The 23,438-nt window shown below is 39.3% G+C and carries 18 protein-coding genes and 1 other RNA gene; 14 read left to right on the forward strand and 5 right to left on the reverse strand.

What is annotated here, in order from left to right; translation table 11 throughout:
* Positions 1-246: 246 nt before the first annotated feature.
* Positions 247-1,365: an NAD(P)/FAD-dependent oxidoreductase gene (locus Q8G36_RS11590; RefSeq protein ID WP_305160316.1), complete on the reverse strand. Its 1,119-nt coding sequence runs from the start codon at positions 1,363-1,365 to the stop codon at positions 247-249.
* A gap of 172 nt (positions 1,366-1,537) precedes the next feature.
* Here Q8G36_RS11590 and Q8G36_RS11595 point away from each other — a divergent pair, with 172 nt between their 5' ends.
* The 3 genes from Q8G36_RS11595 (at position 1,538) to Q8G36_RS11605 (ending at position 4,746) form a co-directional block, all read left to right on the forward strand.
* Complete coding sequence (locus Q8G36_RS11595; RefSeq protein WP_305160317.1) at positions 1,538-2,131, forward strand: branched-chain amino acid aminotransferase; 594 nt, start codon at positions 1,538-1,540, stop codon at positions 2,129-2,131.
* 242 nt (positions 2,132-2,373) lie between these two features.
* A complete protein-coding gene (locus Q8G36_RS11600) occupies positions 2,374-3,312 on the forward strand; it encodes an MBL fold metallo-hydrolase (RefSeq protein WP_305160318.1) in 939 nt (312 codons plus the stop codon).
* 207 nt (positions 3,313-3,519) lie between these two features.
* The gene (locus tag Q8G36_RS11605; RefSeq protein ID WP_305160319.1) at positions 3,520-4,746 is read left to right on the forward strand and encodes an MFS transporter; all 1,227 of its coding nucleotides are present in this window, start codon (positions 3,520-3,522) and stop codon (positions 4,744-4,746) included.
* 88 nt (positions 4,747-4,834) lie between these two features.
* Here Q8G36_RS11605 and Q8G36_RS11610 read toward each other — a convergent pair whose 3' ends face one another.
* Complete coding sequence (locus Q8G36_RS11610) at positions 4,835-6,442, reverse strand: FMN-binding glutamate synthase family protein (protein WP_305160320.1); 1,608 nt, start codon at positions 6,440-6,442, stop codon at positions 4,835-4,837.
* 146 nt (positions 6,443-6,588) lie between these two features.
* Positions 6,589-7,683, reverse strand: coding sequence for a CdaR family transcriptional regulator (locus tag Q8G36_RS11615; protein ID WP_305160321.1), 1,095 nt, complete (start codon positions 7,681-7,683; stop codon positions 6,589-6,591).
* 316 nt (positions 7,684-7,999) lie between these two features.
* On the opposite strand from Q8G36_RS11615, the gene Q8G36_RS11620 reads away from it, so the two are divergent.
* The 4 genes from Q8G36_RS11620 (at position 8,000) to Q8G36_RS11635 (ending at position 11,983) form a co-directional block, all read left to right on the forward strand.
* Positions 8,000-9,145 (forward strand): glycerate kinase, encoded by a 1,146-nt coding sequence (locus Q8G36_RS11620; RefSeq protein WP_305160322.1) that lies wholly within the window; start codon positions 8,000-8,002, stop codon positions 9,143-9,145.
* Between the two features lie 4 nt (positions 9,146-9,149).
* Positions 9,150-10,496: a GntP family permease gene (locus tag Q8G36_RS11625; RefSeq protein ID WP_305160323.1), complete on the forward strand. Its 1,347-nt coding sequence runs from the start codon at positions 9,150-9,152 to the stop codon at positions 10,494-10,496.
* Positions 10,497-10,656: 160 nt separating this feature from the next.
* Positions 10,657-11,004: a PadR family transcriptional regulator gene (locus Q8G36_RS11630; protein ID WP_034306796.1), complete on the forward strand. Its 348-nt coding sequence runs from the start codon at positions 10,657-10,659 to the stop codon at positions 11,002-11,004.
* Positions 10,991-11,983, forward strand: a complete 993-nt coding sequence (locus Q8G36_RS11635; RefSeq protein ID WP_305160324.1) for an HAAS signaling domain-containing protein — start codon at positions 10,991-10,993, stop codon at positions 11,981-11,983. Before Q8G36_RS11630 ends, Q8G36_RS11635 begins: the two co-directional genes overlap by 14 nt.
* A gap of 174 nt (positions 11,984-12,157) precedes the next feature.
* Here Q8G36_RS11635 and Q8G36_RS11640 read toward each other — a convergent pair whose 3' ends face one another.
* A complete protein-coding gene (locus tag Q8G36_RS11640) occupies positions 12,158-12,691 on the reverse strand; it encodes an IseA DL-endopeptidase inhibitor family protein (protein WP_305160325.1) in 534 nt (177 codons plus the stop codon).
* Positions 12,692-13,320: 629 nt separating this feature from the next.
* Here Q8G36_RS11640 and Q8G36_RS11645 point away from each other — a divergent pair.
* The 5 genes from Q8G36_RS11645 (at position 13,321) to ssrS (ending at position 18,337) form a co-directional block, all read left to right on the forward strand.
* A complete protein-coding gene (locus Q8G36_RS11645) occupies positions 13,321-13,758 on the forward strand; it encodes a sporulation protein (RefSeq protein ID WP_251434826.1) in 438 nt (145 codons plus the stop codon).
* A 21-nt stretch (positions 13,759-13,779) separates the two neighbouring features.
* On the forward strand, positions 13,780-14,661 hold the full coding sequence (locus Q8G36_RS11650) for a mechanosensitive ion channel family protein (RefSeq protein WP_305160326.1): 882 nt from the start codon (positions 13,780-13,782) through the stop codon (positions 14,659-14,661).
* A gap of 425 nt (positions 14,662-15,086) precedes the next feature.
* On the forward strand, positions 15,087-16,340 hold the full coding sequence (locus tag Q8G36_RS11655) for an MFS transporter (RefSeq protein ID WP_336622962.1): 1,254 nt from the start codon (positions 15,087-15,089) through the stop codon (positions 16,338-16,340).
* Between the two features lie 205 nt (positions 16,341-16,545).
* The gene (locus Q8G36_RS11660; protein WP_305160328.1) at positions 16,546-18,027 is read left to right on the forward strand and encodes a UDP-N-acetylmuramoyl-L-alanyl-D-glutamate--2,6-diaminopimelate ligase; all 1,482 of its coding nucleotides are present in this window, start codon (positions 16,546-16,548) and stop codon (positions 18,025-18,027) included.
* A gap of 123 nt (positions 18,028-18,150) precedes the next feature.
* Positions 18,151-18,337: non-coding RNA, 6S RNA (ssrS, locus tag Q8G36_RS11665), on the forward strand.
* A 190-nt stretch (positions 18,338-18,527) separates the two neighbouring features.
* Here the strand turns inward: ssrS and Q8G36_RS11670 are convergent.
* Positions 18,528-19,070 (reverse strand): ribonuclease H-like YkuK family protein, encoded by a 543-nt coding sequence (locus Q8G36_RS11670; RefSeq protein WP_305160329.1) that lies wholly within the window; start codon positions 19,068-19,070, stop codon positions 18,528-18,530.
* 756 nt (positions 19,071-19,826) lie between these two features.
* Between Q8G36_RS11670 and Q8G36_RS11675 the strand changes: the two genes are divergently transcribed.
* Together Q8G36_RS11675 and nirB are read left to right on the forward strand one after the other, a co-directional pair.
* A complete protein-coding gene (locus Q8G36_RS11675; protein ID WP_305160330.1) occupies positions 19,827-21,032 on the forward strand; it encodes a nitrate/nitrite transporter in 1,206 nt (401 codons plus the stop codon).
* 54 nt (positions 21,033-21,086) lie between these two features.
* Positions 21,087-23,408: a nitrite reductase large subunit NirB gene (nirB, locus tag Q8G36_RS11680; RefSeq protein ID WP_305160331.1), complete on the forward strand. Its 2,322-nt coding sequence runs from the start codon at positions 21,087-21,089 to the stop codon at positions 23,406-23,408.
* Positions 23,409-23,438 lie beyond the last annotated feature (30 nt).

Genomic DNA, 23,438 nt, shown 5'->3' on the forward strand with positions numbered 1-23,438 from the left:
CCTAAAATGGCTTAACATAGTGGCTCGAAGAGCCCAAATCTCTTAACCTTTGGTCAAAATTTAAAAGGGAATTTCAAAAGGGGTTCGGAATTTTTTAATTCCGAACCCCTTTTGTCTACAAACTGAATCAAGGACCCATCAAAGGTCCTTGATTTTTTATGAAAAGAACCAATTGAAAAAACTAGTCTGGGTAATTTTCAGATCAGTCGACATTCATCATTCAGCCATTAGGTAATGATTTGGAAGTTATGTGGAAAGTGCACCACTAACATCATAATTTTCTATATCGATTTCGATTTTCCTATCAAGTGCGAGGTTTGCCAATAGTGAGCCTATATATGGGCCCATTGTTAAACCTGAAGCTCCAAGACCATTGGCTACGATTATGCCTTCCCAGTCAGGTAAAGGACCCATGACCGGAAGGAATCCTGGCGTGAAGGGACGAAATCCGACCCTTGCTTCAACAAACGTACTATCTTCCAAACCGGGAGCGGTTTGCAAGGCTTTATTGAAAACCTCCTGGAGTCCTCCTGCGGTCATTCGATTATCGAAAACTTCCGTATTTTCATGAGTTGCCCCAGCAACGATTTTATTATTATCGAAAGCCAAAAGATATTGATCACTCGGCGGCATGACTACAGGCCAGTTATTCGTATTGTCATTTGGCGTTTCCAGATGTATGATTTGAGCCTTTTGGAAGGTGACTTGAAAATTCACGCCCAGTGGCTTCAATAATTGCGGTGCCCAAGCGCCAGCACAAACAATCACTTTATCGGCAGATATGAATTCATCTCCAAGTGTTACACCTGTCACTTGTGCACCGTTATATGTAAGTATAGCCTCACCATACATAAGTTTTGCACCGTTTTTTTGTGATGCCCGCAATAAGGAATCACGAAGTGCGCGTCCATCGACCCGCGCGGCACCACTCACGTGAACGGCTGTATATTCACTGGAAAGGGGAGGGAATAAGGCACGTGTTTCCTCTGCCGAAAGTATTGTGATCGTCCCCATCTCCGGTGCATCGTCTTTCCGTTTTGTAGCCCGGTTCTTCATCGCATTCAGTTTATCTTCATCTGTATGTAAACTTATGGCCCCGACCTGGGCATAACCAGTCTCGGTTTCCCCGTCCCGTTCAAGTTCTTCAATAAAGCCCGGATAAAAAGCCGCACCATTTTTGGCAAGGAGATACCAAGCTTGGTTGCGTCTTTGCGATATCCATGGGCAAACGATTCCTGCAGCTGCAGATGTTGCCTGACCGACATCTTGGCGGTCAATAATGATCACTTCAACCCCATTTTTAGACAACTGATAGGCAGTGGAAGCTCCCAAAATTCCTGCACCAACTACAATGATTTTTTGCATATTCAACATCTCATTTCTCTCATATGTATAAACGCTTACCACTACTATATCGAAGACATGAAATGATTGCTACAATCGATCTTGTAATTTCTTTCACAAAGTTAATTTATCCATAGTGAATATGCTATGATTGAAACTGCGAGAGCTTGAAAAGATAATAGGAGGCCATAACATGTTAAAAAAACAAATGGAAGCATACATATCAAAAACCGTATTCGAAAATAAGGTTGAGTTGTATAAAGAAGAAAAGGATTATCTAGAAAAACATAAATTAATCGCTGATGATATCATTATAGTGGAAAAAGAAAATGCATCCCGTTTTACAGATGCTTATATGGAACGCAGTAATAAAGAGAGCGAAGAATTAATCTCTGAAGAGAACTCTGCTTTTTTATCACAACCGATCGAGTATTTGAAAAATAACAAAGATGAGTTCCTTTACTTTGAATCACAATGGTTCGAATTAATCGGTGTTGAGGCACTTTCCTTAGAAGTCGATGATGTTTTCGGTACGTATAACGCGATGTTCGGATTGAAATTCCAGAAAAAAATGGGAGAAGTTTTAAAAACGTATTTAACTAAGGAACTTCAAGAAGGAATTGGATCATTCAGTTTAATGTTTAACCAGGGCGACGGGCTATGGGATGTGAATTTAGCCTTGGATAACGTAGAAGGGTTTCGAGAAAACATGTCATTAGATGAAGCTTTTAATTTAATCTATCATTTTCTTTTTATCCTTGTTCAAACAATCGAGGAAGATATGTAAAACGAGATGCCGTCATTAATTTTAATGGCGGTTTTTTAATTTCTTGAATGAACCAAAGCCCAGTCCCCAGTCTATTGCTTCTGGATTTTAATCGATTTGCTCTTGATATTGATTAAAGGAAATTGAAGGAGTCCGTCGAATGATTATGATAAGCTTTATTTAATAAACTTAAATGTTTTGTTATTAACAATTATGATTTTTTGTTCATGTAAATGATGGTACATCGGAAGGGGAAGTTCTACTTGCTGAATGAATTGAAAGTTACTCAATTTACCATTCCAATGCCTTTTAGGTTGGACCATGTCCATTGTTTCCTAGCAGAAGGCGAAAGAGGGTGGACAATCATTGATGCGGGATTAAACAACAAAACGACAAGGGATTTATGGAAGCCAATCATCGAAAAACACGATATTACCGATATTATCATCACCCATTATCACCCAGATCATTTCGGGTATGCAGGGGCATTACAACAACTGACCGGTGCGGATGTTTGGATGACACAAGTGGATGAACATGCGGGAACTACATATTGGGAAGCGGATTCGCTCAATCTGCTTAAAGAAAATTATATTGCATGTGGTATGGAAGACGATGTAGCAGTGGCCTTATCCAGTGACGAAAGCGGATTCATGCCACAAGTAAAACCCTATCCTAATGTAAATCATCATCTTGAAGAAGGAATGAAGCTGCATTTTGGCAATTATGAGTATGAGGTAATTTTCACACCGGGACATTCTGATGGCCTGATTTCCTTATACAATAAAGAAAAAAATGTCCTTTTCTCGACAGATCATATATTGCCCAGGGTATCTCCAAATATTTCTTATTGGTTTAAAGGTTTCAGCAACCCATTGGAAGAGTTTTTTACTTCTTTGAAAAAAATACAAAAGCTGGACGTTGAATATGTCATCCCTTCACATGGGAAACCGTTTCAAAATGCCAATAAAAGAATTGTTGAATTGTTGGATCACCATCAGGACCGGTTGCATGTAATTCATGAAAACATGAAAGAGCCGATTTCTGTAAAAAGTGCTTGCCATATCTTATTTGGAAATCTGCCCATTCACGAAACCAGATTTGCTGTTGGTGAAACATTGGCACACCTTGAATACCTTTTTTTGAATGACCAATGCAGAAAGTTTAAACGTGATGGCAAATGGTTTTATCAATCCATTTGATATATTGAACATTGATTCTAGCTCATGTCAAATGAGCTTTTTTTGCATTAAAAACGCAAGTCACACTGTCTTCTATATGCCAGTTAATGAATAAGTTTAAGTGGTTTTGTTTACTTAAATAGAAAAAATGTTATGATTATTTTTAGATTCTTATGAATATTGAATCGATGGAGGACGTTTACTGAAAAACAGGTTGGGAGTTTTGAGATGAAGAACACATATATGAAAACTGCCTCAGGAGTGTATATTAATTATTTCCTGTTAGGTATGGTCAATATCATGCTCGCATCGAATATGTCCTATTTAACGGAGCAATGGGATACGGATAATGCCGGAGTAAGTTATATCATCGCAGCTATAGGGGGAGGGAAATTACTTACATATGCCTTTACGGGATATTTATCAGATAAAATCGGGCGAAAACCACTAATTATTGCTTCTTCATTGGGAATGGGAATCTTCTTGATCGGTATTCCATTATCACCAAATTATCATTTGGCTTTTGTTTTTGCCATCCTTGCAGGTGTCGCTAATTCGTCAATGGATGCCGGTTCATATCCTGGTTTAACAGAGCTTTTCCCAAGAGCCGCTGGTTCTGCCAGTGTACTGGTGAAAGCTTTCATGTCTGCTGGTGCATTTATTCTCCCGTTCATGATTTTATTTTTCTCGAATCATGAGATGTTTTATGGATATGCCTTTTTTATTCCTGCTGCTATTTATCTATTGAACTTGATGTTTTTATTTACCGTTTCATTTCCAAGTTTGAATATGAACAAGGAAAAACAAGTAGATGATCGTATCCAGAGCAAGAAATTCATTTCAGAACCGGTATTACGTAAAGAGGGACTTGCTCTCGTGATAATCGGTTTCACATCAACAGGATTATTCACCGTTTCACAGATTTGGCTTCCGAGTTATGGTCAGCAGGTTGTGGGCATGCCGATGGCCAGTTCCATCAAATTGCTAAGTTATTATAGTTTAGGGGCACTTATTTCCGTATTGGTTTTATCCGTTTTATTAAAAAAGATCGTCCGGCCAATAACGGTTATCATGATTTATCCGATCATAACTTTTATTTCAATCCTTACGATCCTTTTGGTAAAGGTACCGATCATCGTTTCCATCACAGCATTTTTCATCGGACTTTCCACTGCGGGGATCTTTCAATTAGCCATTACGATAATGACGGAATTTTTCTGGAGGAAAAAAGGAACAGTGACGGGTATCGTGGCAACAGCTGCTGGATTGGCTTCTATAGTGATGCCGCTTGTAACGGGTTGGATGTCGAAAAGCGGGAATATATCCATCATCTTCATATTTGATGCATTCCTGTCTGTAACTGGTTTTATAGCTGCAGTTTATGTTTATTATCGCTATGGAAAGCTGATGGGTAAGGGAAAAGTGGAGACAGGGGATATTCGTTTACATGCCTGATACATTTCGGAACTTTTACAGCAGGCTATAATGGCTTTTATTGATTAAAGAAAAAACCACCGCCAATCAAACTTGGACGGTGGTTTTTTCATTGCCTGGCTCCTAATTGCCCCTTAACTTCGTTCATAATATCTTCAAGGGATGTGACAATTCCTTTATCGTCCTTATAGCTAATGTGCTTAGGTTGAAAATGGATCGGCGAATCCAAACCAGCAGCGGCTGAGATTCTATATAATCCTTTTCTAAGGGTAACAAGAAAGTTGACCACACGGTATTTCTTTTCATCAATGACAAGTGCCTTTTGCAATTCTGGATCAGTGGTTGCTACCCCGACAGGACAAGCATTTGATTGACACTTCATCGTCTGTATACATCCTATCGCAATCATGAAACCTCGAGCTATGTTAACAAGGTCGGCTCCCATGGCTAGAGCTATCGCTATTCTATCTGGCGTGAACAATTTACCGGAGGCGATGATTTTAACCCGATCGCGGACACCGTATTTTTCCAGTGTCGATACTAAAATCGGCAAAGCGGATTTTAGCGGTAATCCCACGCTATCGATCAATTCCTGATAAGATGCACCCGTGCCGCCTTCACCGCCATCCAATGAAATGAAATCCGGACCTTTCCCGGTTTCTTTCATGTAGCTAGCAAGCTCTTCAACACTGTCATTGCCGCCAATGACCATTTTGATGCCGACCGGGATGCCAGTATGTTCCCTGATTTTTTCGATAAAATCGCACATGGATTTTACGTCATTGAATTGATGAAACCGATTCGGACTATCAATCGCTTTAAACGGAACGACCTTACGGATTTCAGCGATTTCCGGATTCACTTTTTCAGCATCGATATGCCCTCCGCGAGTTTTGGCACCTTGAGCCAATTTGATTTCAAATGCTTTGATTTCGGGTATTTCACTTTTTCTTTTTAACTCATCCCAGTCCATTTCGCCGATATTATTACGAACCCCAAACATGGCTGGACCGATTTGCATGATTATATCGACACCGCCGATTAAATGATAAGGAGAAAGTCCGCCTTCCCCTGTATTCATCCACGTTCCTTTTGCTGCAGCCAATCCCTCAGAAAGGGCAGTGATTGCGTTCTTCCCCAAAGAACCATAACTCATGGCGGACATGCCGATAAGACCTTTTAAACGAAAGGGGTTTTTGGTGTTTGGGCCAATGATCACGGCATCTTCATCATCCAATAAAAATGCAGAGGATACTTCATCTCCCCATTTTTCTTCTCGCTGTGAGAAAAGCGGGTCTTTCAAAAGAATGTATCTTTTCGTCGTCACTTTTGTTTCACGATCATATTTTTCTTCTTCGGCCAATTTTGGAAACATGCTATTTTTAACAAAGAAGCCTTCTTCATCAAAATCCCGTTTTGAGCCAAAACCTATGACATCCCGTAAATATTTTGAACTTTTCACCATATGTTCATAGTCATCCCTGGAAAAGGGTTTTCCTTCGTTATCACTATTAAACCAATATTGTCGCATTTCAGGCCCGATTTTTTCCAGAAAGTATCGTATTCTTCCAAGCACGGGGTAATTCCTTAAAATTGCATGACGCTTCTGCATGCGGTCAAAGAAAATCATATAAAGTACTAGAAAAAACAAGGCAATGATGATGATGAAGATAACGGTAAATCCAATGATAATTAAAAGGTTTGCGATGCCGCTCATTCAATCCCTCCTGGTATGCAAAAAAATCATGTATGTATTGTTAATCTACTCGGTAATTCGATCAATTATACAGAATTCCAATGCAAGGATTTAATAGGGATAGAACGAAATAATTTAATTAGGCAGTTTTGTTCTTACAATAACCTTCAACTTCTCTTTTTCGATTGGCTTACCCAAATGGCTAACTGCAAAGTTATGGCATCATGCAGCACCTGTGGATTGTATCCGGTAATTTCCTTGATTTTTTTTAATCGGTATATAAGGGAGTTACGATGGATATACATTCTTTTTGCACATTCCCCGATATTTAAGTTACTAAGGAAAAATTGTTGCAGTGTCTCGATCAACTTTTCAGATAAGCTGCCTAGTATTCTTTCTTGAAATTGCTGTTTCGTCCGCTCATCTATCCTTTCCAACAGTGCCTTTGTTTCCACATCAGTATATATCGTTAAAGCTTGATTGGCTTCACCTAGTGAAAGTGCTGATTCAGCTTCCCGGAAGGAGTGGCATATGTATGATTCCTTTTCGACAAGAGAGCCCAAACCAATTCGTATAACAAAGCCTTTTGCCTTTAATTGTTTGATGACTGTATCCAATCTTTGGCCGATGTTATTTTCAGTAAGCGCCGTAGTGAGAATGAAAACTCGATTCACATTCAGGAACCCAACAAGGGCGTGTTGTGTGCCAAAAACAGTTTCCGTCATTTGAATCAGCTCACTCTTATTTAACGGATTTAATTTCATTTCCATCACCCCCACCTGATAGGGAGGTTCTAATTTCATTCCAATCAGTTCAAGTCTCTGATCAATCGAATGCTGATTGATCTCTTCTTTTAGTAAGTCTTCAAATACCAATTCTTTCAAGTGTTGTTTCCATTCGAGTTGTTCAACCATAAAAGCTTGATGAAGCATCATTTCCGTAATCATTTTCACCAATTCCCCGAATTCCAAGAGTTCTGTCGGATCACCGGTGATCCCGATAACGCCAATAATGACATTTTGAAAATTAATAGGTAAATTAATTCCTGGAAGGACCCCCGCCCATTGATGACGATCCTTTTCGTGAATGATTAAAGGCTTTCCCGTTTTCAGTACTTCCATTGCCCCAAAATGCAATTGGTCGATGCGTTCACGATTTCCGGAGGCGATGATGGTTCCTTTTTCATCCATAATATTAATATTTCTGTTAAGTCTATTGGTGGTTTGTTTGACTATTTCCATTGCAATTTCTTGGGTTAGCATACAAGTCATCCTTCTAGAGTTTTTTTATTTGATTATCCAGTTTGCGATAACAGAATGGGGTAATCACATGTCATGCAAACAAGCTATGATTTATCATGAAAAAGTGAAAGGTCGATAGTTTAAACCATAGCTATCTTATACTTTAGGAAATTGGGAAAATAACAGAAAATTTTCTATAAGATCATTTTTTTTATATAGTATAGTCAAAAAATTCAAATATGTCATACTAATTTTCGTATAGAATGAACGATGATTAAAATATTTCCGAAGATTATAATTAAATTAATATAAAAATATATTCAAAGGGGATCTGAGCATGAAAATCGTAATTGCACCAGATTCCTATAAAGGAAGTTTGTCAGCATCAGAAGCTTCCAAAGCAATCGAGCGAGGAGTCAGGAAGGCACTGCCGGATGCGAAGACAGTATTGGTTCCTGTAGCGGATGGCGGGGAAGGTACAATGGATAGCCTTGTTACAGCTACAAATGGGCGAAAAGTTGAAGTGACTGTTAACGGGCCTTTACTTCAAGACGTTCAGGCAGCATATGCAATCTTGGGAGATCAGGAAACATGTGTGATTGAAATGGCCAGTGCATCCGGTCTATGCCTAGTCGATCCAGATGAGTTGAACCCATTGATCACTACTACATACGGGACAGGGGAGCTTATTCAAAAAGCATTGAATGATGGCTGTAGAAAGTTCATTTTAGCGATTGGTGGAAGCGCTACCAATGATGGCGGTGTTGGAATGCTCCAGGCTTTGGGAATGAAGGTGTTTGATGAAGAGGGTAAACCGGTAGGATTCGGAGGTGCCGCATTATCGCGGATATCAGAAATCAATACGGAGGATTTTGATCCCAGAATAGCAGATTCCGAGTTTTTGATTGCCTCGGATGTCCAAAATCCGTTAATCGGTCCCGATGGGGCATCAAGTGTATTCGGACCTCAAAAAGGGGCGACTCCAGCCATGGTTGAAATGCTTGATAAAGCATTAACATCATGGGCTGATTTGGTGGAAATCAAAACAGGCATACACTTGCATGATAAAGCAGGCGCTGGTGCTGCTGGTGGAATTGGAGGTGCATTTCAAGCCTTTTTCCGAGCAGAAACAAAAAGGGGCATCGATATTGTTATGGAGTATACGAAACTGGGTGAAAAATTGTCTGATGCCGATTGTGTCTTTACCGGTGAGGGCCAAATCGATTACCAGACTGCTTCAGGCAAAACACCATTGGGAGTTGCACAAGAAGCCAAAGAGCATGGTATTCCCGTATTTGTTTTGGCGGGATCGATCGGAATGGGTATTGAAGTTTTATATGACCATGGAATAACTAGTGTTCATAGTTTGGTGAACGCTCCCATGCCTTTAAAGGAAGCTATGGAAAGAGGAGCTGAATTGTTGGAAGTTTCAGCAGAACAAGTAATGCGGACTTTTTTGGCAACGATTAAAAATAGGGGGTAATCAAATGTTATTTATTGTTTTGGCCATTGGTGTGTTCTTAATTGTTTTTGCGACAACTAAATTCAAGCTGCATCCGTTCTTATCGCTTCTATTAGGCACTTTATTTGTGGGTTTTGCTTCTGGGATGCCTCTGGATCAAATCGTTGAGAATATTAACGGCGGTTTTGGCGGACTGATGACGAGCATTGGACTTGTAATCGTTTTCGGTACAATAATCGGAACCATTTTGGAAAAGGCCGGCGCCGCATTACGAATGGCCGAAGTCGTATTGCGGATTGTCGGTCCTAAAAGACCGCAGCTTGCCATGAGCATGATTGGCTTTATCGTATCCATACCCGTTTTTTGCGATTCAGGTTTCGTTATTTTATCGAGCTTAAGAAAAGCATTGGCTAGACGCGCAAAAGTAGCGGTTGCTTCCATGTCAGTTGCGCTTGCCACTGGTTTATATGCGACACATACACTAGTGCCACCAACTCCAGGGCCAATAGCGGCAGCCGGGAATATCGGAGCGGATGGATACTTGGGGACGGTCATTTTGATTGGTCTTATTACGGCGATTCCAGCTGCACTTGCTGGTTATATATGGTCAATGAAAGTAGCGACCAAGATAGAGGTTGAAGATGACAGAAGTGACCTGGATTACGATTATGATGAAATTGTCCGTTCATTCGGCAAGATGCCTTCTGCCTTTCAATCATTTTTACCGATCGTTTTACCGATTGTCCTGATTGGAGCCAGTTCTGTATTAACGCTCTTTGGTGCAGAGGGAGGAATCGCCGCATTTTTCATATTCTTGGGCCAGCCGGTCATCGCATTGCTCGTCGGAGTAATTTCAGCTCTGACATTGCTGCCTAAGTACGATGAAGAAACATTGACAAACTGGATAGGAGCTGCCTTATTGGATGCTGCGCCAATTTTATTGATCACCGGGGCGGGCGGAGCATTTGGTACAGTCATTAAGAATACGGGGATTGCAGATATCATCCAAAGTTGGGATATAGGCAGCATCTTTAGCGGTTCCTTGTTCCTGCTGGTCCCGTTCCTAATTGCTGCTGGGTTAAAAACAGCGCAGGGTTCTTCCACAGCATCCCTGGTCATCACTTCATCTTTGATTGCCCCCATGCTTCCAACGTTGGGTATTGAAGGAGCTGTTCCACTTGCATTGGTAGTCATGGCTGTTGGTGCAGGTGCGATGACTGTAAGCCATGTAAATGATAGCTTCTTCTGGGTGGTCACCCAATTTAGCGGGATGAAAGTGACGGATGCCTATAAAGCTCAAACGATGGCAACCTTAATACAAGGAGTAGTCACGATAATCACGACGATGATATTATGGGTCATTCTTGTGTGATATTAATAATGGAAAAACGGAGAGGCGTGAAACGCTTCTCTTTTTTATGCTTTAAATTGAATATATTTTACTTTTTATGTTGGTGTACGAACTAAAATAGTGTATGATGCATAGTATAAGGTATGGTGTACGTCACATAGTATAGAGAAGAGGTGATTGGATGAGCACATTACTGAATTCATTAACCACTGAGCTGCGCAGAGGCACTCTGACGTTAGCTGTTCTAAGTCAGCTCAAAACCCCTCAATATGGGTACTCGCTTGTCCAGCGTTTAGAGAAGTCGGGAATTACCATTGATCAAAGTACTTTATATCCTTTGCTTCGCCGCCTGGAAAAACAAGAATTGGTGACCAGCAGCTGGGATACTTCTGAAAGTAGACCGCGCAAGTACTATTCTTTAAGTGATTATGGGGGAGAAATCTTCACTCAGTTAAAGGAAGAATGGGAAAAAACTTCTCAAGAGCTTTATATTTTATTAAAAGGAGAGGGAGAAGATGGAGCTGATTGAACTTTATATTCAGGAAGTGACCCGGAGGCTGCCAGAAAAAAACCGGGAGGATATTGCGCTTGAGCTTCAATCTACAATCGAAGATATGCTACCGGAGGTTCATACGGAGCAAGATGTGAAAGACGTTCTTTTGAAATTAGGAGATCCGGTTACACTGGCAAGCGGTTATCGCGATCGGCCGATGCATCTGATTGGACCGCGTTATTATGATCTATATATATGTCTGGTGAAAATGATTTTACCAATCGCAGCAGTCATATCACTGATCGCATTAGTAGGGGATAATCCGTTTCGGGATATGGGGGATAATACGGTTATTGATTCGGTTCTCAACACAATCGGGAAAGGGATAGCAGGTATCATCAGTACAGGTATCCAAGTGTTTTTTTGGTTAACGCTCTCATTTGCCATTGTAGAACGCGTGGATACTTCAAAAGACCAGTCGCCTTTAACAAAAGACTTGAAACCATGGACACCGGAAAACCTAAAAGATATTCCGAACATTTCAAAGGAAAAAGCGATTTCTTGGGTCGAGATTTTTGCAAGTTTGTTAGGTCTTTCTGTATTCACGGCCCTTTATTTCAATGCAGGAAACCTCTTAGGCGTCTATGAAAAAAGAAATGACAGTCTCATTTTCGTGACCCCTTCTTTCAATCAAGAGGTATTGAATTCCTATTGGCTGCTGGTATCTTGCGTAGTTATCATTGGTGTTCTCTTGGCGATTTACAAATTATTTTTAAGACAATGGACCCTGAAACTAGCTATATTCCATGCCATATACCAGCTATTGTCCACACTGACTTTCATAATCATCATCAGTAATCCTAATTTATTGAACCCGGAATTCATTGCATACCAAAATACACTGTTTACAATCGATGAATGGAAAACCTCGATTTACTGGGGTCTCATATTAATCACCATCTCTTTTGCCGCCTACGATTCCTATCAAGGCTTCCGAAAGGCAAAAGTCCGTTAAGGCACAGCATCCTAGCTGTGTTTTTTTGTTTGAAAATCCGTTAAGTGAAAAGTGAGTTGATACATGTCAGTAAGATTATTTCTCAAAATCCAAGGGACTACAGAAAAAACCTCATATGATGTATAGTTTTTAACTAACTATACATCATATGAGGCGTTACATTTAAGCCGTTTTTTATTGAACTGCATCGAACTGATTGACTTTCCAAGTGGATCCGGACTTATAAAAGGTAACCGTTCTTTTTACTGAGTCACCGTCGACTGTAGGTACAGTTAAATTGTAGGATCTAACGTTCAGTTTTTGATAGACCAATTTAATTTTTGCTTTTCTCCACTCCAACATGCTGTAGCCGTCTCCGATTGGACGGGCTAATTTCCCTTTATGGGTAATGTACCTATATTTGGTCAGCCCTTTTTCAACTGCATTATTAGTAAATGTCTCTGCTAAGTAGTTAGTCAATTTATCTTTTGTATTAAACTCTTGGCAAAGGTATGAATACACTGTCCCTTTATAATTGAACGTTTTTTGTGAACATGAACGGGTATTGTACCCGTGTAATGCATTCCAAAAATGTTTGCTCGCATTATCGGCTATCTTTAATGCATTTGCGTCAGACAAATTCTGTGATGTCGTTTTTGCGGTAACCTGACCACTTAATGTGAAAAATAAAATCATAATGGATAATAGCATGCCTAAAAATTTTTTCATAATTTTTCTCCCCAATCCCTAATAGGATACTTATGTAACGAAAGTTTAATTAATATTACAATTGTTACATTTATATTACAACAAGGCTTACGTAATTAAAAGAGAAATATTGTTAATTTTAAAATATATTTTTATGTTTTCCATTAAATATACATAGTTTGTTCACTTTATTCTTATTGAAAGAAACGTTCACCGAGTTGTAAATAGAAGGACATTGTCTGTTACATACTTCATATTCCACCAACTGGCCTATTTAAAACCCAGCAGTTAATTCTTTTGCAATAACTGGACAAGTTAATTCATTATATTTTCATTAATATCAAGATATGTACAAAAAACTCGAATGTCCCGGGTAAGCCGGAAAATAATAAAAATAAAGGTTTGACAAACTTTCCAATTCTACCGTATTATATATTACATACTTGAATACATTCTCCAAAGGGGAGTAGCTTTTACAACAATGTCGTCATTACGGAGTTCTTTGCTCTCGGTGTTGTTGGCAGCATATTGTTGTTAGCCAGACCTTACCTATTGGTAAAGGTCTATTTTCTTTTAGTAAACCTTTACCAAAATGGTAAAGGTTTTTTTGTAGTCCGGATGATGCAGCCCTTAAGGAAATGTATAAACATGTGGGTTTAATAGAAAAACAAATAAATATAAATGGAGTGTATTCTTTGATACTTAGAAAATCTTTATTACTTTTAGGGATAGGTTCTGCACAAATAGATTTAATCCTTCCGAAAAATACGTATAAATCTGGTGAATGCATAAATGGGTATTTCTTGATTAAAGGTGGTACCTTGGCGCAAAGAATAAGGAGGATTGAATGTGATTTAATTATGGATACTCATTCTACGGGAATGGAAGAGATCCTTAAAACGAGTACCATTTTGTCTTCAAGAGAGATAAATTCAGGGGAAAGCAATGAAATTCCTTTTAACTTTTGTCTGCCTACATTGAAGGAGCCTTATAAGCGAGGGGTTTCCTATCGCCTTAAAACGAGACTTATACTTGATCAAGGGATAATAGGCAAGGATGATGACTGGATTTTAATCGATTCTGAATAAAGTGGAAATGGAGGTGGGAACATGAATATCTTGAAATTTACTGAGCTTGCTATGGATTATTTGGAAGAATTTTTATTATTGAGGCTTTTTATATTAGCTTTACTGTTATTGGCCGTTTATTTTATTTTGAATAAAATGGTCGAATGGTTCTTTAAGAGATCTAATTTTTTTGAGGAAGAAGTCGAAAAAACGATACAGGGGGTTACTCGTTCTTCTCTTAGATACGGCATTGCAGGACTTTTCCTCATTTATCTGATTGGACAGTTTATAGACCTAAAAGGAATTTTAGCTGGAGCTGGTATTTTAGGGGTCGTTATCGGATTTGCCGCTCAGCAAATGCTTAAAGATATCTTATTGGGATTTGTAAGGCTTTCAGATAATGAATTCCGAGTGGGGAATTTCGTGACATTCAATGGGACAAGTTCTGGAACGATTGAGGAAATCGGTATCCGGTTCATGCAGATCAGGGAATGGTCAGGGAAATTACTGACCATTCCACACAGTGAAATCAGGACGATTCAAAATTTCAATAAAGGGAGAATGCGAATCATTGAGCGCATTACAGTAAGTTACCAAGAAAATCCTGAAAAGGTAAAACGGCTGTTGGAGGATATATGTATTATCTGTAATGAGAAGTATGGTGAAAGCCTTTTAAGGCTAGAGGATGGTACACCTGAAGAGGACTTTAGATACATTGGCATTACGGATTTAAATCCGAATCTTAAATATGTTGGATATGAACTATGCATAGTGGGACTTGTGAAACCTGATGATTACTTTGAAACATCGAGAAGCGTGAGGTTTGAAATGATGACTGCTTTACATGAGCATCAAATTCTAATGCCATCTTCCCATTTGCTTGTACAGGGCAATCCTAATCATGAACGTTTACTGGAGAACTGAAAAGAAGAAACATGCTTGAGATAATCCGAGAAAAGGTCATGAAAAAATGAAGGTAACAAAGGGCAGAAGCATTCCTGGCGACAGTCGTTGGAAACTTAAGGATAGTAAAGGGCTTTCTATTTTAGGAAGTCCCTTTTTTTATACAAGATCTGGTTTAATTTTATGAATTTTACCTTGATTTATCAGATTAAATAGATTATTATAAAATTAACATAAAATGGAAGGGTGACCTTTAAACAATGATCATTTAATCCTATTCTTCAAGAAAAAAATGCGTGCTAAATACGAACTTTTTTTCTGGATAGGATTAGTCTGTACTTAAAATACAAACAAAGATCATTGTGTTCCATCCATTAGGGATACTTTGCTCTGTTAAATTTGTATTGTACTGCCTCCTGTCCAGATATCTCACAGGAGGTTTTTATATGGGGAAAAACACAACCGTAGCATTTAGTAATAAGGAACCTAACATTTTTAAAAATCGTGTATTCCGGGCCATTATCTTTTCTGGCTTGTTTTTACAAATTGGGATATGGGTACGGAATTTTGCAGTTTTGTTATTCGTCATGGAAAAGACAAACGGGGATGCCTTTGCCATTTCCATGATATCAGTAGCGGAGTTCGCACCCATTTTTATTTTTTCATTTATTGGAGGGACGTTTGCTGACCGCTGGAGTCCGAAAAAAACGATGGTTTGGTGTGATATATTAAGTGCAATATCCGTATTTGCTGTGCTTATCTCGCTTATCTTTGGCAGTTGGAAAATGGTATTCTTCGCAACTTTGATTTCGGCGATACTTTCTCAATTTTCTCAGCCATCAGGCATGAAGCTATTTAAGATGCATTTGCCTGAAAGTCAAATTCAAACAGGAATGTCTGTTTATCAGACCGTCTTCGCAGTATTTATGGTTTTAGGTCCGATTCTCGGTACATTTGCCTTCCAATCATTTGGGATAAACATCTCTATTGCGATTACTGGCCTGGCGTTTTTACTTTCAGCTGGAGCACTCGCCTTTCTTCCAAAAGATCGAAAACTGAATGAAGAGACCGCAAAAACAACGTTATGGCAGGAAATGAAAAGCGGAGTTAGCTATGTATTGCGAAAAAAAGAACTAAGTTTGCTTGGTTTATGTTTTCTGGCTGCCGGGCTCGGACTGGGCTTTATTCAACCGCTCTCTATATTCCTTGTTACAGAACAACTGGAACTCCCTAAGGAAAATTTGCAATGGTTATTTATGGTGAATGGGTTTGGTATGATTTTAGGTGGAGCTGGGGTGATGATTTTTGCCAAAAAGGTGGCACCTCAGAGATTATTAGCTTTCGGAATGCTTGTGAATGCCATAGGATTAGCGGTAATGGGGCTTTCAACAAATCTTTGGATTACACTTACTGCCGAGTTCTTTAATGGGCTAATGCTGCCTTGTATTCAAATTGGGATCAATACATTGATATTGCAGAGGACCGAAGGCGAGTTCATCGGAAGGGTCAATGGAATCTTAAGCCCATTATTCACTGGATCGATGGTGTTGACGATGAGTGCGGCAGGCGTGCTTAAAGAGCAATTTTCACTCGTCACCATATTTGAAACCGCCGCTTTCTTTTTTATTCTAGGGATGTTTTTCATTTTGCCATTGTACAATCAAAAGGCAGAAGCAAAACCCTTGGAAATTCAATCGTAAGTATCTGCGGTGTGTCAACACCTCTATATAGCTAGAGCCATAGGACCTTAAGAAAAGCAGTCACTTCAGGCTGCTTTTCTTTTTTTTCTTCCCTTGCCTGTTATTGCAACTAACAAATTCTGGATCAACAATTATTTTTAGAGTACTTGTAAATACTAAAAATGGCTTGTTGGTGAATAGCTTAAATGAAAAAGGAGAAAAGTTAATGATCCTTAATGACATATTGAAAGAAGCAATACACTGGGATTTACCGATGGAAGCTGAACATATAGACATCACAGGTGTAACCGATAACTCTAAAGAAATAAAAAAGGGATACCTTTTTGTTGCCGTAACCGGATATAAGTCCGATGGCCATAATTACATTAAAGATGCAATTCGTTTAGGGGCAGCGGCTGTGATTGGCGATCGCGATATTAAGGGATTGGAAGTTCCTTATATACGAGTGGAAAACAGCCGTAAAGCATTAGGGCTAATCGCCAAAAGGTTTTATGGAGATCCAAGTAATCAAAAAATAATGATAGGAATTACGGGTACAAATGGTAAGACCACAACAAGCTATATGCTTCAGCAAATATTAGAAGAGAATGGGGTAACCTGTTCCGTCATTGGTACGATACAGCATATTATCAATGGAAACAAAGTCGATTCCCATAATACGACTCCAGGTACCATGGAACTGAATTCCTTATTGGCAGCCAGTAAGGACATGGTTGTCATAATGGAAGTGTCTTCACATGGATTAGCTCAATACCGTTTGGAGGGAATTGAATTTGATTTCTGTGTCTTCACGAATTTGTATCATGACCATCTCGACTTCCACGGTACGATGGAGAATTATTTCCTGGCAAAATTACTGCTTTTTGAAAAATTGAAACTTAATGGTCTTGCGATTATTAATGGAGATGATTTCTGGGGGGGGAAACTACAAGAATACTTACGGGAGAAGAATGTCAGTGCCTTTGTATTTGGAAAATCCAATCGCTGTGATTTAACCATCACCAATTATGATACTGCAACAAACCCCTTTATTTTATTGAATGAGAATCATGACTTTGTGAAAATCGAGTTACCTTTACCTGGACTTCATAATTTATATAACGCAACAGCTGCGTATTCCGTAGCGAAGATGTTTCCAATTTCAAAAGAGGAAATTCTCACTTCACTGAAACGATTTCCCGGTGTGCCAGGAAGGTTTGAAATGTATAAGAAAGAATTTGGACCGACAATAGTCATCGATTATGCACATACTGCAGATGCCATTCATCACATGCTTCAAACTGCCAAAGAATGCGGGGCCAAAAAGATTTATCATATCTTTGGTTTCCGAGGTGGACGAGATACAACCAAAAGGGCTGAAATGGTTAAAGTATCATCGGAACATAGTGATGTTTCTATTTTGACGATGGATGATCTGAATTCGGAGGGAATAGAGGTGATGGAATCGTCACTAAATAAACTGCAAAGCGATTACTCTGCTGGAAATGGGAAGGTTATTCCAGATCGGACACTTGCTATACAGGAGGCATTACAAGCAGGAAAGGAAGGGGATTGGATTATCATTACAGGAAAAGGAATTGAGAGGTATGAACAAAATTTCGGACTGCCTACTATTTCTGACAAAGAAACAGTACTATATCTGCAAAATAAAGACCAAGGGGATTTTATCGGTTATTTTGATCAATAGTTTGAGTCTAAAGAATGCTTTTATAAAGGGCTAATACGGCGTCCATTACCTTCTGCAGCCATAGGCGATTTATTTGGTGATTATTAACATTGTAACTTATGAGGAATTCAGGTATTATAACAATACAAGCTGCACTGTTCGTAATGATAATAAAGTTTTAACCTTTAAGCTGTAATAGGGAGTTTTATATTGAAACAGGAATGTTATGCCTCGTCACTGACTTGGACAACAGGATTTTTTCTGCAAACACCCACTTTGAGGAGTGGTGGTTTAAAACTTTCTTAATGAATACGGCAATGGCGGCTTATATCTTTAAATGTTAAAGCCGGTCTCGGTATGAGGCTGGTTTTTTGCTGTTTTTCGAATACCGTACTATATGAATTGTATGCACCGCTTTGCAACCTTGGTTTCATATCCATATTTTTCTGAAATATTTATTTTTATCAGACTAAAAAAATCCAGTGTTGATAGCTCTGGCGTATTATTTGTTTTAGAGGCATTTACTCTTGCTTTGTATACCGGTTGGCATAACTTGAAGCTACGAAAGCATTAGGTTTAATTTTCGGTTCCACGCCCATGGATTCCATCCTGGCCACCATTTCTTTTACAAACTCACTGGTTTTGTTCCGCTTTCCAATCCCGATATCAATGTGCCCTTCCATTGTGAACGTTGCCCCTTGATATACAGCAGGCAGGACAATATCGATTAACTGATTTTTTCTTTCTTCCGTAAACATGGATACAATCTCCTCTGTTAACGACAATTCTTGGGAAATTCGTTCATGTAAATGCAGCATCCTTCTAGGAATCATCACTTTTCTTATACAACCCCATACACCATTTCCGACCTGCCGTATCACGATGCCTGTAATGAAAACCGTATGTTTTTTATGTACTTGCGAATCTGTACCGACCATTAATCGATAGTTACCGGAAGGATTTAATTTCATGAACTCAACAATATGTACGAATACCTCTTCAAATGACATGTCTTTTTTCTGAAGGTTTTGAAATGGAATGTTATGAAATGGATATTGCCTCATATTATTGCACCCAACCTTTCCCCGAATATAATCAGATTATTAAATATCTCATGCCGCTCATAACACATCATATGAAGGAAGTCCTTGTTTTGTGCCCTGGGAAGAACCAGCCCTCTAATGAAGATGCAGACATCATTTAAAGTTGAACCCGCTGAATAGATATCACCTCAAGTTTTCATTCTTCTATGTAAACAAAAAAGACTGTAGGCAAAAGGAGTTATATCAGAATGTTAAAACAGTTGATTGGAACGGAAGGTGCGAGACTCCAGCGGGAAAAGCGCGTCCAAGGAAGACCCCGCAGGCGCAATGGCGCCGAGGAGGCTCCCGGACCGCCCGCGGAAAGCGAGCGCCTGAAGTGGATATTAACAGACAAATATTAAAACTGTAAACAAACTCAATTATAGTCGGGTTTATCTACAGTCTGAGAGAAGCCTATGCCTTAGGCTTCTTTTTTTGTATAGAGATTATTACGAAAAAGCTTATTGGAGTTATCTTTTGGCATATCCCCTGCCATAACTGAAAAGTTAAACAAGCTTGTGACTTTACATCACCTAAGTAAACCACAATATCATTCAATTTATATAAGAAAAAGGAAATGAAATTATTAAATTTTGACCAATGACTACTTCAAAGGATTCACATTTTAAGACTTACAAAAAAAGTGTGTAATGTTTTCTTACATAAACAAAGAAATCTCGCTTCTATAAGAGTAAAATAAACGAATATTCAATTAATAAAGTATTGGAGAGATGAAAAATGAAAATATCTGAATTGAAAAAAAGCGGTCATGCTCCGTCATTATTAGCTTCATTCCTTTATTTTGATATCAGTTTTATGATTTGGGTATTATTAGGTGCACTCGGTGTCTATATTACAAAGGATTTCGGACTTTCCCCAGCTGAAAAAGGCTTGATTGTAGCTATTCCGATTTTGGGAGGCTCGTTTTTTCGAATCGTCCTTGGTTTTTTGACTGATCGCATCGGCCCGAGGAAAACAGCGATCGGCGGGATGCTTGTTACGATGATTCCGCTTTTTTGGGGATGGTTATTCGGAGAAAGTTTAGCCGAGCTTTATTTAATTGGGATTTTGCTAGGAGTGGCAGGTGCAAGTTTTGCTGCAGCACTTCCTATGGCTAGTCGCTGGTATCCCCCGCATTTGCAGGGTCTTGCGATGGGGATTGCGGGAGCAGGTAACAGCGGAACCCTTTTTGCGACATTGTTTGGACCGCGTATTGCAGAGTCCCTTGGCTGGCATAATGTTATGGGATTAGCTTTGATTCCTTTAACCATCGTGTTTATCATTTATATTTTAATCGCAAAAGACGCACCATCTCAACCGCCTGCAAAACCACTCAAGGAATATTTCAACGTATTTAAAATAACGGACACTTGGTATTTCTGTATTCTTTACAGTGTGACTTTTGGGGGCTTTGTCGGGTTTACTAGCTTTTTAAGCATCTTTTTTGTTGATGAGTATGGGTTAACACGAATAAGGGCAGGGGAATTTGTTACATTATGTGTCATCGCTGGAAGTTTCTTTCGTCCCGTCGGAGGATTCATTGCCGATAAAATAGGTGGAGTTAAACTGCTTATGTTTTTATTCATTGGTCTCACATTATGTATGTTTGGGATCAGTTTTCTTTATTCTCTTACTGCCGTTACGATCCTGCTGTTCATCGGAATGCTATTTCTCGGTATGGGCAACGGTGCTGTCTTTCAGTTAGTTCCACAGCGATTTTCTAAAGAAATAGGTTTTATCACAGGGATTGTAGGAGCTGCCGGAGGTGTTGGCGGATTCTTGGTTCCAAACATACTAGGTACGTTGAAACAGATTACTGGCACATATGCTACAGGATTTTTAGTATTTTCCGCAGTTGGAATCGTGGCGTTGCTTATCCTGGGCCTAGCTCAGCTTTCATGGAGAAAAACGTGGGTACTCGGAAAGAATTCAGTTAAGATCTAGAACTTTGTTTACTAGTTATATTGGCTTGTTACAGTACTTGTTTGGGGGGATAAAATGTATAAGCAAAAACTGGTCTTAGTAGGGAACGGAATGGCGGGATTACGCTGCGTTGAGTCAATTATAAGTAAGGATCCGACTGCATTTGAGATTACTATTTTCGGAAGTGAACCACACGTTAACTATAACCGAATCTTATTGTCGACTGTGCTTCAAGGCAACACCTCGTTTGAAGATATTGCGATAAATGACAGGAACTGGTATACGGAGAATAATATTCAATTGTTTACAGGGGAAACGGTTGTAAAAATCGATAAAGAGACCAAGAAGATAAAAACAGACAAAGAACGGGAAGTTTACTACGATAAGCTGATAATTGCCACAGGTTCTATCCCATTTATTCTTCCTGTTACCGGTGTTGATAAAGAAGGAGTTATTGCATTTCGGACGATTGAAGATTGCCAAAAGATGATTGAAACTTCACGCAAGCATAAAAAAGCAGTCGTCATCGGAGGCGGTTTATTAGGTTTAGAAGCAGCGAGAGGGCTGTTAAACCTTGGTATGGAAGTGAATGTCGTTCATATTGCTGACCATTTAATGGAAAGGCAGCTTGATACAACGGCATCACTTTTGCTGCAAAAAGAGTTGGAAAACCAGGGAATGAACTTTCTTTTAAAAAAGGAAACACAGGAGATAATCGGTAATGAGCGTGTAGAGCGCGTCCGTTTTAAAGATGGAATGGAGCTGGAAGCTGATTTAGTCGTTATGGCTGCGGGAGTCAGACCGAATATTCAGTTGGCCAAAGAAAGCGGAATTGATACAAATCGGGCCATTATTGTAAACGACTATTTAGAAACCAGCATCCCAAATATTCATGCGGTTGGTGAATGTGCTGAACATCAAGGTATTGTTTATGGACTGGTGAAACCCCTATATGAACAAGGTGAAGTTCTGGCAAAGCATATTTGTGAAATGAAATGCAGCGGATATCACGGTTCGGTCCTTTCGACCCAGTTGAAAATATCAGGAGTTGAGTTATTCTCTGTTGGAGATTTCCTTGGTGATGAAACAACGAAATCAATCACAACTTTTGATGAAGTAGATGGTGTTTATAAAAAGGTGGTCTTTCGAGGAAGAAAAATCATAGGTGCTGTTCTGTATGGAGATACAAAGGTCAGTTCACGATTACTCGATATGATTTTAAAGCGTCAAGAAGTATCGTCGGAGGAAAAGCGTGCACTGTTCCAATCACCAAGTACCGCTGAGGGATTAATCGCTTCTATGGCAAATCATGAAATCATTTGCCATTGTAATGCTGTTTCAAAGGGGGCAATCATTGGAGCGGTTCAAAATAAGGGATTAACAACAGTGGAACAAGTTAAACAATGCACAAAGGCTTCAGGTTCTTGCGGTGGATGCAAGCCAGCTGTGACCGAGCTTTTGGCATATATTCAAGGTAATCTTTCTGATCAGGCAAATGAACAAACTGCATTATGTTCATGTACGACATTAACGGAAGATGAAGTCGTGTATAAAATGCAGCTCCAAGACTTAACGTCTGTCCAAGAAGCGATGGATGTTCTTGAATGGGGAAATAGCGGAGGTTGTTCAACATGTAGGCCGGCCCTTAGCTATTATTTAGGGATGATTCATCCAGAGTACGAGAATAGACAGCAAACACTTTTCATAAACGAAAAAAAGAATGCGACAGTTCAAAGTGATAACCGCTACTCTGTTATCCCGCAAATGTACGGCGGGATGACGAATGCGAAAGACTTGCGAAAAATTGCAAATGTTGCAGATAAATATGATATTTCTCAGGTAGCGGTAACAAGTGAACAAAGGATTCATTTAATGGGTGTGAAAAAAGAAGATCTCCCAGGTGTGTGGGCTGATTTAGACATGCCGTTAAGTTCGAAATATGGTAACACCGTTCAAAACGTCAAAACATGTATCGGTGAACATGTTTGCTCATGTGATAAACAGCAATCTCTTTTACTTGCTGTAGATTTGGAAAAAAGATTGGAGCATGTATCAACACCTTACCGTATAAAGATGGGCATATCAGCTTGTATGCATAACGGTGCAGGATCAACAACGAAAGATATAGGTGTTATGGGCATTGACAGGGGCTGGGAAATATATGTGGGCGGAAGTAGCGGGCGTAATGTACGTACCGGTGAACTGTTATGTGTAGCCGGGACAAATGAAGAAGCAATTGAAATCATCATTGGCTTTATTCAATATTATCGGGAAACAGCCAATTACTTAGAGCGGACTTGGCAATGGATTGAACGAGTGGGTTTAATTCATGTTAGAGAAGTATTGTTTGATAATGAACTTAGTCTGCAACTATCCCAACGATTGGAAATGGCATAGGTCAGAGAATGAAATAAGCGGGAAATACCT

This window comes from Peribacillus frigoritolerans, assembly GCF_030676415.1.
In the GTDB taxonomy this organism is placed as follows: domain Bacteria; phylum Bacillota; class Bacilli; order Bacillales; family DSM-1321; genus Peribacillus; species Peribacillus frigoritolerans_A.